The following is a 15,225-nucleotide window of genomic DNA, read 5'->3' on the forward strand; positions in this document are numbered from 1 at the left end:
CAAGCGGCAGCGACAATGGGTCCGTGAACAGGAGTAATAGCGGCGCCAATCTGCCGACGCTGCGTGGCCACAACGCGGCCCTCGTGCTGGACCTGCTGCGGGTCGCGGGTGAGCGCGGGATCAGCCGCATCGAACTGGCCGAGCGGACGGGGCTCACCCCGCAGGCCGTCAGCAAGATCACCGCCCGGCTGCGGGCCGAGGGGCTGGCCGCCGAGGCGGGCCACCGCGCCTCCACGGGCGGCAAGCCCCGGACCGTGCTGCGGCTGGTACCGGACGCCGGCCACGCGGTGGGGCTCCACCTGGACCGCGACGGGCTGACCGTGGTGCTCGTCGACCTCGCGGGCACGGTGGTCAGCAGCCGTACGGCTCCGCTGGACTTCGGCGCCCCGGCCGGTGAGGTGGTCGCGGCCGCCGCCGGTGCGGTGGCGGAGGTGCGCGGCGACGAGGCCCGGCCCGTGCTCGGCGTGGGCGCGGCGGTGCCGGGGCCGCTCGACCACCGGGACGGGGTGCTGCACCGCGTCACCGGATTCCCGCAGTGGGACGGCTACCGGCTCGGGGACGCGCTCGCCGCACGGACCGGGCTGCCCGTCGCCATCGACAAGGACACCAACGCCGCCGCCCTCGGGCTCGCCCTCCAGACGCCGGGTCCGGCCGACTTCGCCTATCTCCACCTCGGGACCGGGCTCGGTGCGGGGCTGGTCCTCGGCGGGGCGCTGCACCGCGGGGCCCGTACCGGAGCCGGTGAGTTCGGCCATCAGACCGTGCAGCTGGACGGGGTCCGGTGCGGCTGCGGCGGGCGCGGCTGCCTGGAGGCGCTCTGCCTGGCGGCGGTGGCCCGGGGCGATGTGGCCGAGGCCGCGCGGGTGCTCGGCACCGGTGCCGCGAACCTGGTCGCGCTGCTCGACATCGACCGGGTGGTGCTGGGCGGGCGCACCGTCGCGGCCGACCCGGGCGCATACGTGCGCGGGGTGCGCGCGGTGCTTGACGAGCGGGCCCGGCGCGGGGGCGCGGGCGGGGTGCCGGCGGTGGACGTCACCGCCGGCGGCGGCGGCGACCGGCCGGTGGCCGAAGGGGCGGCGCAGCTGGTCCTGGCCCCCCTGTTCGGCCGCGTCGGCGGCAACGACGCGGACCGGGACGGGGGCTGGGGCCCCTGACCGGGGCGGCACCGGCGATACGGCCGAGCAGGAGCAGGAGCAGGAGCAGGAGCAGGAGCAGGAGCAGGAGCAGGTACGGGACGCGGGCAGCGGCCCCGGGTGTCCGCGTCACGGCTCGGCTGATCGAGGGGTTCCGCGCCGCCGGCCGGGCGGCCTCACGGCATGTCTGCGCGCGAGTGGTCCGGGGCGCGTGGCAGCGTCGCGGGTTCATACCGGTGAACTCCGGGTCCGGGGCGAGCCGACCGTTTCCGCGAGCAGCGAAGGCCGCCCTCATGCCCCCCACACCGTCCCCGCCCGCCACACCCCCGGAACACCCCGCGCCGCCACCCCCGCCCGCACTCGCCGGGCGGCCCCGGCACGGGCTCGCGCTCGGGCTGGCCGCCGCCAGCGTCGTTCCGGCCGTCGTGCTCGGCGGGGCGGCGAACGCGTCGGCGGCGCCGCAGCGCAATCCGGCCGCCACTCCGGCCGCCCCGACGACCTCGGCCCTGGCGGCTTCCGCTTCGGCGGTGTCGTCGGTGCCGGTGGCGGTGTCCGCACCGCTCGCCGTCGGCGCCGAGCAGCAGCCCGCCTGCGGTGACCCGGAGGCGGCCGAGTTCCCGATCGACACCCGGATCCACGGCGGCCCCGGCACCTACGCGTCCGGCGGCGGTTACGGCACCTGGTTCCTGGACCTGACCAACACCACCTCTCAGGCCTGCCGGTCCATCCACCCGGTCCTGGTCCTCACCGACGAGGACCGTCAGCTGACCTCGGACCAGATCCAGCTGAAGTTCTCCGAGCGCGCCCATCCGGACGTGGAGCACCGCGTCACCTGGGAGACGACCGACCGGGACGAGCACATCGGCGTCTTCGGCGGCACCGGCGACGAGGCCTTCGCGGGCTTCACCGTGCCCGCGGGACGTACGGTCACCGTCCAGGTCAGGCTCGCGTTCACCTCCGACACCAGCCCCGGCCGGATCACCGCCAACGCCGCGATCGTCCAGCGCAAGCACCCGGTGGGCGGCACAGGCAGGAGCGACAGCGGTACGGCGCCGAAGGGCAGCGACGGGGAGTGGGTCGGCGAGTCCGAGGACTATCTGTTCACCGTGGTCGAGGACGACGGCGGGGCACGCCTGGACGGTGACGGGACCGGCAAGGAGAACGAGATGGGCACCGGCGAGGTCGGCAAGGGCCACGAGACCGGAGGCACCGGCCGCGAGAGCGACGGCACCGGCCGGGAGAGCGACGGCACCGGCCGGGAGAGCGACGGCACCGGCCGGGAGAGCGACGGCACCGGCCGGGAGAGCGACGGCACGGCCGAGCGGCCGGGCCGCCTCTCCGACGGCGCCCGGCCCAGCGGCAGGGCCACCGGAACCCCGCGCCCCGTCGCACCGGGCCGGGATCCGGCCGGGCTCCCGGAGCTGGCGAGGACCGGCATCCCCGTGCCGCTGCCCCGGCCGGTCCTGACCGTCTCGGGCTTCCTGATCGGCGGCGGAGCCGTGGTGGTCTGGTCCCGCCGGACGCGCCGCGCCCGCCGTTGACGTCCGGAGGGACGCGTCGTGCGCCGCCGGCCTCCCATCCGACCCGCCGCGCGCGCCGCTGATTTCCGGCCGACCGCGCACCGGGGCGTCCACCCGTGTTCATGTCCGTCTGCCACCATCGGGCCGTGGACTACCCGCACGACCAGGCACCTGGCGCACCGATCCGCTCCGGCATCCCGGAGCACGGCCGTATTCCCAAGTACTACGCCGTGAAGGCCCATGTCTCCGTCCTCATCGAGGAGTTGGGCGAGGGCGGCATGCTCCCGCCGGAACGGGACCTCGCCCTGCGCTACGAGGTGTCGCGCGAGACCGTGCGCCAGGCGCTGCGCGAACTGCTCCTGGAGGGGCGCCTCGCCCGGCAGGGCCGCGGCACGGTGGTCGCGGGCCCCAAGCTGGAGCAGCCGCTCTCCCTCGCCAGCTACACGGAGGGCGTACGCAGGCAGGGGCGCACCCCGGGGCGTCATCTCATCGGGCTGGAACGCTTCCCCTGCCCCGAGGCGCTCGCCGCCGAGATCGGGGCCGAGCGGGGGGAGCCGGTCTGGCACCTGGAGCGGGTGCTGCTCGCCGACGACGACCGGGTCGGCCTGGAGAGCACGTACGTCAGCGTGGCCCGGGCGCCGGACCTGGCGGGGGAGTTCGACCCCGACTCCTCGTTCTACGCCTATCTGCGCGACCGGCTCGGGATCTCCTTCGGCGACGCGGACGAGCGCATCGAGACCGTGCTGGCCACCCCGCGCGAGGCGCTGCTCATCGGTACGCCGCCCGCGCTGCCCATGCTGCTGATCCACCGGGTCTCGCGGGACGCGGGCGGGCGGCCGCTGGAGCGGGTGCGGACCCTGTTCCGGGGTGACCGGTTCTCGTTCACCGCCCACCTGAGCGGCCGCGGCTGAGCCGGTCGTTGCCGGCCCCGGGACCGACGGGGCGCCGGCGCGGTTCACCCCACCGCGCCGGACCAGGCGTCCTTCAGGGAGTGGGTGCGGTGAGATACCGCTGGATCGTGGGTCCGAGCCAGTCCACGATCTCCTCGGGGTCGAGCGCCATGCTCGCCGGGAACCGCAGCACGTAGCGCGTCAGCGCGAGCCCCAGCATGGTCGAGGAGCACAGGGCCGCCCGCGACGGCGCCTGGTCCGGCTCGGGGCCCAGCCGGCGTGCCATCGGGATCAGCTGCTCGCGCAGCACGCTCTGCATGCGTTCGGCGGCGGCCGGGTCGGTGGCGCCGACCCGCAGCAGCGCGGTGAGCTCTCCGTTCTCCTCCCACAGGGTGAGGAAGTGGCGCACCAGGGTGCGGCCGATCGTCTCGCCCGGTTCGACGGGCAGGTCCGGCAGCCCGGGGTCGATCGCGACGGCCTCCGCGAACAGACCCGCCTTGTTGCCGTAGTAGCGCATCACCATCGACGGGTCGATCTTCGCGTCGCGCGCGATGGCCCGGATGGTCGCCTTCTCGTAGCCGTCCGCCGCGAACCGCTCACGGGCCGCGGCGAGGATCGCGGCGCGGGTGGCGTCGGAACGCCGTGCGGCCTGCTGGTTCTCCGTGGTGCCGGTCATGCCGACAAACATATGCCAACACGTGTTGACAGTACAGAAGCGCGACTCTATGTTTGCCAACAAGCGTTTGCCAACAAGCGTTGACTCGAAGCGTGGGCCGATGGCGACCGCGGTGCCGCGGGAGAACCGACAGCGAGAGGAAGTATCGAAGATGACCGAGCTGCAGAGCCTTGACCCGAGTACGCCGTTGTTCGCGCAGTTCAAGGAGGCGACCGGGCCCATCGTCCTGGCCAATACCTTCCTCGTCCCGGAGGACGGCACCGAGGCGTTCCTGGACCGCTTCCGGCGGCAGGCGGAGTTCATGGCGGCTCAGCCGGGATTCGTGTCCCTGCGGATGCACAGGGGGACGGCGGGCAGCCGGCTGCTGATGAACATCGCGGCCTGGGAGTCGACCGAGGCGCTCGCCAGGGCTTTCGGCAACCCGGAGTTCCAGCGCATGGCGGCCGGGTTCCCCGACGGCGTCGTGTCGTACCCGCACATCTTCGAGCAGATCGACGTCTGAGCCGTACGGCTCACGGCTTGCCCGGCTCACCACGACTCCCAGGGAGACGAACGATGTCGCTGAAGAAGATCAACACCGTCCTGGCCGCCGCCTTCATCCTCTTCATCCTCTGGTTCGGGACGGAGTTCGTCCTGAGCCCGGCGGCGACGGCGCCGACGTTCGGCCTGCCGAGCTGGCCGTCCGGCGACGGTGGCGGCTTCCTGATCGTCAAGGGGATCCGGGACATCGTCCTGGCGCTGGTCCTGGGCATCCTGCTGCTGACGGGCCACCGCCGGGCGCTGGGCTGGGCACTGCTGGTGGAGGCCTTCGCCGCGTACGGCGACATGGCCACCGTGCTGGCCCACCACGGCTCCGTGGCCATCGCGTTCGGCATCCACTGCCTGACCGCGACGCTGATGGTGGTCAACGGCCTGCTGGTGTTGCGTGAGACCCGTGGGGCCGCCGTCGCGCCGGCGGTCCCACGGGCCCCGCAGCCCGCCTGACCCCCTCGGTCCAGGTGGCCCGTAACCGGACTCGCGCGGGCGAGCTCCGGTTACGGAAGCGCAACGGGTCTAGTCCAGGTTTGGGGTCCAGTTCACCCTCCCGTTGCCGTACCGATCCGTGCGGGTCACCCGTCCCGAGGAGCGTTGCCCTCGTGAGAGTCATCGTCGTAGGAGCCGGCGTGGTGGGAACCATGCACGCCTGGCACGCAGTGAACCGCGGCCACGAGGTCGTACAGATCGAGCGCGAGAGCGAGGCACGCGGAGCGTCACTCCGAAATTTCGGACAGATATGGGTCAGCGGCCGGGCCGGTGGCGAGGAGCTGGAGACCGCACTCCGCGCCCGTGAGCTGTGGGAGTCCATCGGCGAGCGGGTGCCGGACCTGAGCTTCCGCGCCTGCGGTTCGCTCACCCCGCTGCGGACCGAACGGGAGATCGCGGTCGCCGAATCGGCCGTCGCCCGCCCCGACGCGGCGGCCCGCGGCTACAAGCTGCTCACCGCCGCCGAGGCCCGAGCGGTCAACCCGGCGCTGCGCGGCGGCTTCCGCGCGGCCCTGTGGTGCGAGCGGGACGCGGCCGTGGAGCCACGCATCGCCCAACTTGCCCTGAAGCGGGAGCTGCTGGCCTCCGGCCGGTACACCTACCTCGGCGGCCGCGAGGTGCGCGAGGTGGTCGGCGCCGCGTCCGTCCGCGACGACCACGGCGACGTGCACACGGGCGACGCCGTCGTCCTGGCCACCGGCGCCTGGCTCGGCGGGCTCGTCCGCGAACTGGCCGGGCCCGACCTGCCGGTGCGCCGGGTCCGCCTTCAGATGATGCAGACCGACGCGCTCGGGGAGAAGCTCACCACGTCCGTCGCGGACGCCGACAGCTTCCGCTACTACCCCGCCTACCGGGGCGAGGCGCTCGACGCCCTCAACGCCGGGCAGCCGCAGGCCGCCACCGCCTCGGAACACCGGATGCAGCTCCTGATGGTGCAGCGCCGAGACGGCGGACTGACCATCGGCGACACCCACGAGTACGAGCACCCCTTCTCCTTCGACACCGTCGAGGAGCCGTACGAGCACCTGGCCGGCGTCGTCGAAACCCTCCTCGGCCGCCCGCTGCCACGCATCCGCCACCGCTGGGCCGGGGTCTACGCCCAGTGCACCGACACCGGCCGCGTCGTCCACCGCCAGCAGGTGCGCGACGGCGTCTGGCTGGTCACCGGACCAGGCGGCCGAGGCATGACCTGCTCGCCCGCAATCGCCGAGACGACCGCCAACGAACTGGGCTGGTGAAGAAGTTGACCACGGACAACACCCACAACCTGATCGTCCTCGACATGGCCGGCACCACCGTCGCCGACGGCGGCCTCGTCGAGCGGGCCTTCTCCGCCGCCGCCGGACACCTCGGCGTACGGCCCGGCACCGCCGGCCACGCCGAGAAGCTCGACTACGTCCGCGCCACCATGGGCGAGTCCAAGATCACCGTATTCCGCCACCTCTTCGACGGAGAGGCCCTCGCCCAGCGGGCCAACACCGCCTTCGAGGAGGCGTACGGACAACTGGTCGACGGCGGCCTCATCGCCCCCGTCCCGGGCGCCCGCGAGGCCATCGAGCAGCTCCGGGCCGAGGGCCGCACCGTCGTCCTGTCCACCGGGTTCGCCCGCACCACCCAGGACGCGATCCTCACCGCGCTCGGCTGGCAGGACCTCGTCGAACTGACCCTCTGCCCCGCCGACGCGGGCGGCCGGGGCCGCCCCTACCCGGACATGGTCCTGGCCGCACTCCTGCGCACCGGCGCGGTGGACGACGTCCGCCGGACCGTCGTCGCGGGGGACACCTCGTACGACATGCTCAGCGGCGTGCGCTCCGGGGCCGGGATCGTCGCGGGCGTCCTCACCGGTGCTCACGACAAGGACCGGCTCACCCGCAGCGGCGCCACCCACGTGCTGGGCTCCGTCGCCGAACTGCCCGCCCTGATCGCGCGGGCCGAGGCATGACGGGCGGGGCCCCGGCCGTCCGCAGCGGCATCAGGTTCGACCGGGTCAGCGTCGCCTACGGCGGGAACACCGTCCTGGACGGGCTCGATCTCACCGTGGAACCCGGCGAGGTCATGGCTCTGCTCGGGCCCTCCGGATCCGGCAAGACGACCGCCCTGCGCGCCGTCGCCGGATTCGTCCGGCCCGCCTCCGGACGGGTCTTCATCGGCGACCGCGACGTCACCGCCCTGCCGCCGCACAAGCGCGGCATCGGCATGGTCGTCCAGAGCTACGCCCTCTTCCCGCACCTGCGGGTCCAGGACAACGTGGCCTTCGGCCTGAAGGCGCAGAAGGCCGACAGGGCCGGGATACCGGGCCGGGTCGCCGAGGCGCTCGAACTCGTCGGCATGGCCGCCTTCGCCCGCCGCTACCCGCGCGAGCTCTCCGGCGGCCAGCAGCAACGCGTCGCCATCGCCCGCGCGCTGGCCATCCGCCCCGGCGTCCTGCTGCTCGACGAACCGCTCTCCGCGCTCGACGCCCAGCTGCGCTCCGGGATGCTCACCGAACTGGCCAGGCTGCACCGGGAACTGCCCGACGTCTCCATCCTGTACGTCACCCACGACCAGGTCGAGGCGCTCACCCTCGCGGACCGGATCGCCGTCATGGACCGGGCCCGGCTGCGGGACTGCGACACCCCGCAGGAGCTCTACCGGCGCCCGCGCACCGAGTTCACCGCCTCGTTCGTCGGCAACGCCAACCTGCTGCCGGTCACCGTCGCCGGGCCCGCCGACACGGTGGACTTCGCCGGGCACGCACTCGCCGTACCGACCGGCCAGGTGGCCGGGGGCGTCACCGCCACGCTCTGCGTCCGGCCGCACCTGGTCGGGCTCGGTGCCGGGCCCAACGCGCTGACCGGCACGATCTCCGAGGTCCAGTGGCGCGGCTCCACCCACCGGCTGTACGTCGATGTCGACGGGCACCGCATCAAGGCGGACGTCCGTGAGCTGCGGGAGACGCCCGTACTGGGGGACACGGCGACGCTGCACTTCGCCGCCGAGGACGCGGTGCTGCTGCCCGCCGGGGCGGGGGCGTCACATGGCGTGTCCGCCGGGGCGGGGGCCTCCCATGGCTAGTGCCGTCACCGGGGACATCAGGCCGGCCGTCTCCGGCAGGGGCGCCGCCTCCGGACGCCGGACGGGCCGGAACCTCTGGGCCCTGCCCCCCGTCGCCGTGCTCGCCGTCGTCTTCCTCTACCCGCTGCTCCTCGTCGTCCAGCAGTCCTTCAGCCCCGACGAGGGCGGTACCTCCACCGCCCCGTACACCGAGGTCTTCGCCTCCGCGTCCTTCCGCTCGGCGCTCACCACCACCGTCTGGCTCGCGGCCGGCGCGACGGCCGGCTGCCTCGTGCTCGGATTCGTCCTCGCGATGGTCATCGCCTTCGTACCGTTCCCCGGCGGCAGGGCCGTCGCCCGGTTCGTCGACGTCTTCCTGTCCTTCCCGTCCTTCCTGATCACGCTGGCCCTGCTGTTCATCTACGGCAACGCCGGGATGGCCAACGGCCTGTGGACCGGGGCCACCGGGGCGGCCGAGGGGCCCTTCCACTTCCTCACCACCCCGTGGGGTGTCCTGCTCGCCGAGATCACCTACTTCACCCCGTTCGTGATGCGCCCGCTGCTCGCCGCGTTCTCCCAGCTCGACACCGCGCAACTGGAGGTGGCGTCCTCGCTGGGCGCCGGACCGGCTCGCATCGTGCGGCAGGTGATCCTCCCCGAGGCGCTCCCGGCGCTCGCGGCGGGCGGCAGCCTCGTCCTGGTGATGTGCCTCAACGAGTTCGGCATCGTGCTGTTCACCGGCGCGAAGGGCGTCACCACCCTGCCGATGCTCGTCTACAGCAAGGCGATCCTGGAGTCCGACTACCCGGCCGCCTGCGTCGTGGCCGTCGTCAACATCGCGATCTCCGTCGGCCTCTACAGCCTGTACCGGGTGGTGAGCCGCCGTGCTGGTGCATAGCCGTACCGGGAAATGGGCTGTCCGGGCCGTCTTCCTGCTGCTGTTCGTCCCGCTGTTCGCGGTGCCCCTGCTGGTCGTGCTCGCCGCCTCGTTCGCCACGAACTGGTCCGGCGCCCTCCCCTCCGGGCCGACCCTGGAGCACTACGACGCGGCCACCGCGGGCGACTCCCTCCAGGCCCTCACCACCAGCCTGGTCACCGCCGTCACCGCGAGCCTCCTCGCGCTGATCGTCGGCTCCTGGGCGGCGCTCGCCGCGGCCTCGCTCGGGCGGCGCGGGAAGCGGTTCCTGGACGCGCTGTTCATGCTGCCGGTCGCCGTCCCGTCCGTCGTCGTCGGGCTCGCCGTGCTCGTCGCCTTCAGCAAGCCGCCGATGCTGCTCAACGGCACGCGCTGGATCGTGATCCTGGCGCACACCGTTCTTGTCACGGCGTTCGCCTATGCGTCGGTTTCGGCCGCGACAGTACGTCTCGACCCGATGTACGAACAGGCGGCCGCCAGTCTCGGCGCCCGCCCCGGATACGTCCTGTGGCGCATCAGGCTGCCGCTCCTGCTGCCGTCCCTCACGGCGGCCGCCGGGCTCTGCTTCGCCCTGTCCATGGGCGAGCTGAGCGCCACGATGATGCTCTACCCGCCGGACTGGACACCCCTTCCGGTGCAGATCTTCGCGGCCACCGACCGGGGCTCGCTCTTCACCGGCGCCGCCGTCGCCGTGGTCCTGATGGCGACGACGCTGCTCGTGCTGTTCGCGGTCTCCCGCATCCGCACCAGAGCCTCCTACCGCTGACCTCCCCCGTCTGACACCTCTTCCAGGAGATACGACTCCCATGCGCAAGAAGCACCTCAAGCCGACAGCCGCCGGCGCCATCGCGCTCGCCCTCACCGCCTCGCTGTCCGCCTGCGGCGGCTCGTCGGCCGCGTCCGACGAGAAGACCGTCACCGTCTACAGCGCCGACGGCCTCAAGGGCGAGAACGGCGACGGCTGGTACGACAAGGTCTTCAAGGACTTCGAGAAGAAGACCGGCATCAAGGTCGAGTACGTGGAGGGCGGCTCCGGCGAGATGGTGCAGCGCGCCGTCCGCGAGAAGACCAACACCCAGGCCGACGTACTGATCACCCTCCCGCCGTTCATCCAGCAGGCCGACTCCAAGGGCCTCCTCCAGGCCTACGAACCGGCCGGTTCCGACCAGGTGGAGAGCGCCGACAAGGCGGCCGACGCCAAGTGGACCTCCGTCGTCAACAACTACTTCGGCTTCATCCGCAACACGAAGGAGCTGAAGACCCCGCCCGCCACCTGGGAGGACCTGCTGGACGGGAAGTACAAGGAGAAGGTCCAGTACTCCACCCCCGGAGTCGCCGGTGACGGCACCGCCGTACTCATCAAGGCCATGCACGACTTCGGCGGCAAGGAGCAGGCGATGGCCTACCTGAAGAAGCTCCAGGCCAACAACGTCGGCCCGTCCGCCTCCACCGGCAAGCTCGCGCCCAAGGTCGACAAGGGCGAACTGCTGGCCGCCAACGGCGACGTCCAGATGAACTACGCCCAGTCCAAGGACATGCCGAACCTCGGCATCTGGTTCCCCGCGAAGGCCGGTTCAAAGCCCACCACCTTCGCCCTTCCCTACGCCGCCGGACTGGTCAGCAAGGCCCCGCACAGTGCCAACGGCAAGAAGCTGCTCGACTTCATGCTCGCCGAGCGGGCCCAGAAGGACGTCAGCGCGGTCGGCGGCGGCTTCTCCGCCCGCAAGGACATCGAGGCGGCCGACGCCAACGCGGTCGCGCTGACGAAGCTGATGGCGGGGGTCGAGGTCTTCGAGCCGGACTGGTCGGACATCGCGGCCAACCTCGACTCGTACGTGGACGCGTGGAAGTCGGCCACCGGCAGCTGACCGTTCCCGGACGGTTCACTCCGGGGGTCTGGACCTCCGGCGGATTATCGCGAAAAGATAACGGGTCTGGACCCAGGTTCAACTCCGCGCACTCCGGCGGGGAGTTGAACGCCTTCCCGTGTGCCCCCATCACTTCGACGGAGGATTCCCGTGAGCTCAGCCATGTCCCGCCGCACGCTCCTCATGAGCGCGGCCGCCATCGCCGCCGCAGCGCCGCTCGTCACCGCGGCGACCGCCCGCGCCGCGGCCCGCACCCCCAAGGTCCTGGTCATCGGCCTGGACGGAGCCCTGCTGAACAGGATCAAGGATGCCGACGCACCCCACCTCGACGCACTGATGGCGGCCGGCCTCACCTCCGTCAGCCCGCTCTACGCCGACCCGATGGCACCCACCCTGTCCGGCCCCGGCTGGTCCACGATCATCACGGGCGTCTGGCCCGACAAACACCACGTCAAGGACAACGCCTTCACCGGCAACGACTTCGCGCGCTACCCCGACTTCCTCACCCGGATCGAGACGGCCAAGCCCGCGCTCTCCACGTACGCCGTCGCCTCCTGGAACCCGGTCACCGACACGATCTTCTCCGCGAAGGTCGACACCCGCGTCTCCACCCCGGACGCCGAGTACGACACCGGCACCACCAGCCGGGCCGCCGCCGAACTCGCCGGCGGCAACCGGGACGCGGTCTTCGTCCACCTCGACAACGTCGACCACGCGGGCCACAGCTACGGCGCCGCCAGCACCCAGTACCTGGACGCGATCCACGGCGTCGACACCCAGGTCGGCCAACTCGTCGCGGCGGTGAAGGGCCGGGCCGGCTATGGCTCCGAGGACTGGCTCATCATGATCACCGCCGACCACGGGCACACCGACGCCGGCGGCCACGGCGGGGCGAGCGCGGCCGAACGGCAGACCTTCCTCATCGCGAGCGGCGGCGCCATCACCGCGGGCTCGACCCGCTACGACATCAAGATGCCCGACGTCGCGGTCTCCGCCCTCGCCCACCTCGGCATAGCCGTCGACCCGGCCTGGGGGCTAGACGGGCGGCCGCTCCAGCAGCCGTCCCCCGACGCCTTCGACGCACTGCGCCCGAAGCTGCGGACCCGGGCCGACGAGACGGGCATCGGAGCCTCGGTCCTCGGCTTCACCCACACCCCGCCCGCCGGGTGGACGATCGACAACAGCGCGATGGGCACCGGCGGCGTCACCGAATGGCGCGGCTGGACCTTCACCACCGACGAGTTCTGGACCGCCGCCGAACGCGGCCAGTGGCGCGAGAACAACGTCCGGGCCCGGAACGTCTTCGCGGTCGCCGACGGCGACGAATGGGTCGACAAGAGCTACACCGGCACCTTCGACTCCACCCTGATCAGCCCCGCCTGGCCGGTCACCGGCGGCCGCACCGCCACCCTCGCCTACACCACCCACTACCGCCAGGAGGCCCCGCAGAAGGGCGAGGTCCTCGTCTCCTACGACGGCGCCGCACCCGTCCCCGTGAAGACATACACCTCGGACACCGTCTCCAGGAGCGAGTCGCTCGCCCTCCAGGTCCCGGCCGGAGTCTCCACCGCCCAGGTCCGATTCCGGTACACAGGGGGCAACAACTGGTTCTGGGCGGTCGACGGTGTGAGGATCACGTCCGGCTGATCCACCGCCGCGGCCGGACCGCTGTGGAAGGACCCCCTAAAATCGGGTACGCCGGCGCTGCACAACGCGGTGCCGCCGGCGTCCCGCACCCGGCGTACGGCACATCAGGAGTCCCGCATGGCAGAGCGCAAGCCGATCTCGTCCTGGCTCACCGACATGGACGGAGTCCTCATCCACGAGGGGACCCCGATCCCCGGCGCCGACGCCTTCATCAAGCGGCTGCGGGAGTCCGGGCTGCCCTTCCTGGTCCTCACCAACAACTCCATCTACACCGCGCGCGACCTGCACGCCCGGCTCAACCGGATGGGCCTCGACGTGCCCGTCGAGAACATCTGGACCTCCGCGCTGGCCACCGCCCAGTTCCTGGACGACCAGCGGCCCGGCGGCACGGCGTACGTCATCGGTGAGGCCGGGCTGACCACCGCACTGCACGACATCGGCTACGTCCTCACCGACCACGAGCCCGACTACGTGGTGCTCGGGGAGACCCGTACGTACTCCTTCGAGGCGCTCACCAAGGCGATCCGGCTGATCAACGGCGGCGCCCGCTTCATCTGCACCAACCCGGACGAGACCGGCCCGTCCGCCGAGGGCCCGCTGCCCGCCACCGGGTCCGTCGCCGCCCTCATCACCAAGGCGACCGGCAAGGCCCCGTACTTCGCGGGCAAGCCCAACCCGCTGATGATGCGCACCGGGCTCAACGCGATCGGCGCCCACTCCGAGTCCAGCGCCATGATCGGCGACCGGATGGACACCGACGTGCTGGCCGGCCTGGAGGCGGGCATGCAGACGTTCCTGGTGCTCACCGGGCTCACCACGGTCGCGGACATCGACAGGTACCCGTTCCGGCCGTCCACCGTGGTCGACTCCATCGCCGACCTGGTGAACCTCGTCGACCTGGGCTGATCACGGGCGGGGGAGCGGCGCTCCGGCGCCGTCTCCCCGCCCACTCCACCGGCCCAGTACCCGGGCCTCTGCGGATGCGGAAACACGCCGCACGCGTGAACCTTCCATAAGGAGGTTCACGATGCGTTCAATACCCCTCACGTTCTGTGCCGCCGCAGCGGCTGCGGCGACCCTGATGCCCGCTTCCGTCGCACTGGCCAATTCCGGTTCGGACCACGACCAGGACTCGCGGTCCCGGGCCACCCTCTCGGTCTCCCCGTCCTCCATCGCTCCGGGCGGCGAGGTCGACCTGGAGGTCGGCGGCTGCAAGGGCAAGGAGGCCAAGGGGAACTCCGATGCCTTCGTCTCCGAGGCGCGCTTCTCGCCCGGTGACGACCGGACGCTCTTCGCGGAGGCCCGGATCCGCTCCGACGCCGAGCCCGGCGACTACGACATCCAGGTGGTGTGCAAGGACGACCGGCACACCAAGGTGTCCGGCGTCGTCACCGTCGTCCACCGCAACCGGCCCATGCCGGTCGCCCCCGTCCGCGCGGGTGGCGGCGGCACCGCCGTACTCGCCGACCAGGCCGCCCGGCAGGAGGGCCCCGGCACCGTCCACGCGTTGGTCGGCCTCGCCCTGGCCGCCGTGGCCGCCGTGGCGGTCGCCTTCCGCAGCGCGCGCCGCCGCCGCCCGGCCGTCGACTGACATGTCGTCCTCGGACCGCTCGACGGGGCACGGCAGGCTGCTCACCGGAGTGGCCTGGGCCGTACTGCTGCTGGGCCTGTGGCTCTGGGGCCGAGGCATCACCGACGGCTCCGGCATCGGCTCCGCCCCGACCACCGGGGACGTCGCCGCGGTCGGACGCCCGCTCGGCGTGCCGCTGCCCCCCGCGCACGACCCGATCGAGGGCGTGACGCCGCGGAGCGTGGAGATTCCGTCGATCGGCATCCGGGCCCCCGTCGTGTCCCGGGGCCTGGACGGGGACGGGGCGATCGAACCGCCGTCCTTCGACACGCCCCAGACCGTCGGCTGGTACGGCAGCGGCACCGAGCCCGGCGCCAAGGGGCCGGCGCTGTTCGTCGGCCACGTCGACACCGAGACCAAGCCGGCCGTCTTCTACGGGCTCAGCGCGGCCCGCCCCGGCGCCAAGGTCGAGGTGACCCGGACCGACGGCACCGTCGCGGAGTTCACCATCGACGACGTCCAGGTCTTCACCCGGGCCCGCTTCAACGCCCAGAAGGCGTACGGGCCCCGCAAGGACGGCCGGGCCGAGCTCCGGCTGATCACCTGCGGCGGCACGTACGACCGCGCCTCGCACTCGTACACCGCGAACGTGGTCGTCTCGGCGTATCTGACCGGCGAGGAGTCGGCGGAGAAGGCCGCGGAGAAGGCGGCCGACGAGACCGGGCAGGCGGCCAGGGAGCCGGCGTAGCGGGGGCGGTGCCCGGCCTCGGCCCCGGGTGTACACGGCCCGGCCGGCCGCCCGGTGTTCCGGGCGCCGGCCGGGCCGGTCCTCGACCGCGGGGCGCGGGCCGCGGGAGTGGCCCGGCGCGGACACGGGAGGTCGGTGGCGTCCACGTCCGCCGCACGCCCACTGTAGGACGCCGAACTCGACAAGCCCACCTGCTTTCTG

General features: G+C 72.6%; 16 protein-coding genes. 15 read left to right on the plus strand and 1 reads right to left on the minus strand.

Annotated features, from left to right (window positions below; genetic code table 11):
* Positions 1–23: 23 nt before the first annotated feature.
* The 3 genes from ACGFU6_RS17925 to ACGFU6_RS17935 all read left to right on the plus strand — a co-directional run bounded on the left by ACGFU6_RS17925 (position 24) and on the right by ACGFU6_RS17935 (position 3,564).
* Positions 24–1,154: an ROK family protein gene (locus ACGFU6_RS17925; protein ID WP_393611808.1), complete on the plus strand. Its 1,131-nt coding sequence runs from the start codon at positions 24–26 to the stop codon at positions 1,152–1,154.
* A gap of 272 nt (positions 1,155–1,426) precedes the next feature.
* Entirely contained in the window at positions 1,427–2,674 is a 1,248-nt protein-coding gene (locus ACGFU6_RS17930; protein ID WP_393611809.1) for a hypothetical protein, read from the plus strand.
* A 125-nt stretch (positions 2,675–2,799) separates the two neighbouring features.
* Complete coding sequence (locus ACGFU6_RS17935; protein ID WP_393611810.1) at positions 2,800–3,564, plus strand: GntR family transcriptional regulator; 765 nt, start codon at positions 2,800–2,802, stop codon at positions 3,562–3,564.
* Positions 3,565–3,637: 73 nt separating this feature from the next.
* Here the strand turns inward: ACGFU6_RS17935 and ACGFU6_RS17940 are convergent, their stop codons facing one another.
* Positions 3,638–4,219: a TetR family transcriptional regulator gene (locus tag ACGFU6_RS17940; RefSeq protein ID WP_393611811.1), complete on the minus strand. Its 582-nt coding sequence runs from the start codon at positions 4,217–4,219 to the stop codon at positions 3,638–3,640.
* Between the two features lie 151 nt (positions 4,220–4,370).
* On the opposite strand from ACGFU6_RS17940, the gene ACGFU6_RS17945 reads away from it, so the two are divergent.
* The 12 genes from ACGFU6_RS17945 to ACGFU6_RS18000 all read left to right on the plus strand — a co-directional run bounded on the left by ACGFU6_RS17945 (position 4,371) and on the right by ACGFU6_RS18000 (position 15,024).
* A complete protein-coding gene (locus ACGFU6_RS17945) occupies positions 4,371–4,721 on the plus strand; it encodes an antibiotic biosynthesis monooxygenase family protein (protein ID WP_393611812.1) in 351 nt (116 codons plus the stop codon).
* A 53-nt stretch (positions 4,722–4,774) separates the two neighbouring features.
* Complete coding sequence (locus ACGFU6_RS17950; RefSeq protein ID WP_393611814.1) at positions 4,775–5,203, plus strand: DUF4267 domain-containing protein; 429 nt, start codon at positions 4,775–4,777, stop codon at positions 5,201–5,203.
* A gap of 152 nt (positions 5,204–5,355) precedes the next feature.
* The gene (locus tag ACGFU6_RS17955) at positions 5,356–6,480 is read left to right on the plus strand and encodes a TIGR03364 family FAD-dependent oxidoreductase (RefSeq protein ID WP_393611815.1); all 1,125 of its coding nucleotides are present in this window, start codon (positions 5,356–5,358) and stop codon (positions 6,478–6,480) included.
* Entirely contained in the window at positions 6,477–7,184 is a 708-nt protein-coding gene (locus ACGFU6_RS17960; protein WP_393611817.1) for a phosphonatase-like hydrolase, read from the plus strand. The genes ACGFU6_RS17955 and ACGFU6_RS17960 overlap by 4 nt, the downstream gene beginning before the upstream one ends.
* Complete coding sequence (locus tag ACGFU6_RS17965; protein ID WP_393611819.1) at positions 7,181–8,296, plus strand: ABC transporter ATP-binding protein; 1,116 nt, start codon at positions 7,181–7,183, stop codon at positions 8,294–8,296. Before ACGFU6_RS17960 ends, ACGFU6_RS17965 begins: the two co-directional genes overlap by 4 nt.
* Complete coding sequence (locus tag ACGFU6_RS17970; RefSeq protein ID WP_393611821.1) at positions 8,289–9,173, plus strand: 2-aminoethylphosphonate ABC transporter permease subunit; 885 nt, start codon at positions 8,289–8,291, stop codon at positions 9,171–9,173. Before ACGFU6_RS17965 ends, ACGFU6_RS17970 begins: the two co-directional genes overlap by 8 nt.
* Positions 9,160–9,957: an ABC transporter permease gene (locus tag ACGFU6_RS17975; protein WP_393611822.1), complete on the plus strand. Its 798-nt coding sequence runs from the start codon at positions 9,160–9,162 to the stop codon at positions 9,955–9,957. Before ACGFU6_RS17970 ends, ACGFU6_RS17975 begins: the two co-directional genes overlap by 14 nt.
* Positions 9,958–9,997: 40 nt before the next feature.
* Positions 9,998–11,059: a 2-aminoethylphosphonate ABC transporter substrate-binding protein gene (locus ACGFU6_RS17980; protein WP_393611824.1), complete on the plus strand. Its 1,062-nt coding sequence runs from the start codon at positions 9,998–10,000 to the stop codon at positions 11,057–11,059.
* Positions 11,060–11,221: 162 nt separating this feature from the next.
* Complete coding sequence (locus ACGFU6_RS17985) at positions 11,222–12,706, plus strand: alkaline phosphatase family protein (RefSeq protein WP_393611903.1); 1,485 nt, start codon at positions 11,222–11,224, stop codon at positions 12,704–12,706.
* Positions 12,707–12,823: 117 nt separating this feature from the next.
* A complete protein-coding gene (locus tag ACGFU6_RS17990; protein WP_123525825.1) occupies positions 12,824–13,612 on the plus strand; it encodes an HAD-IIA family hydrolase in 789 nt (262 codons plus the stop codon).
* A 121-nt stretch (positions 13,613–13,733) separates the two neighbouring features.
* A complete protein-coding gene (locus tag ACGFU6_RS17995; protein ID WP_393611827.1) occupies positions 13,734–14,297 on the plus strand; it encodes a hypothetical protein in 564 nt (187 codons plus the stop codon).
* A gap of 1 nt (position 14,298) precedes the next feature.
* On the plus strand, positions 14,299–15,024 hold the full coding sequence (locus ACGFU6_RS18000) for a class F sortase (protein ID WP_393611828.1): 726 nt from the start codon (positions 14,299–14,301) through the stop codon (positions 15,022–15,024).
* The last annotated feature ends 201 nt before the right edge of the window (positions 15,025–15,225 follow it).

Origin of the sequence: Streptomyces sp. NPDC048462 (assembly GCF_043200175.1) — a bacterium.
Lineage (GTDB): Bacteria > Actinomycetota > Actinomycetes > Streptomycetales > Streptomycetaceae > Streptomyces.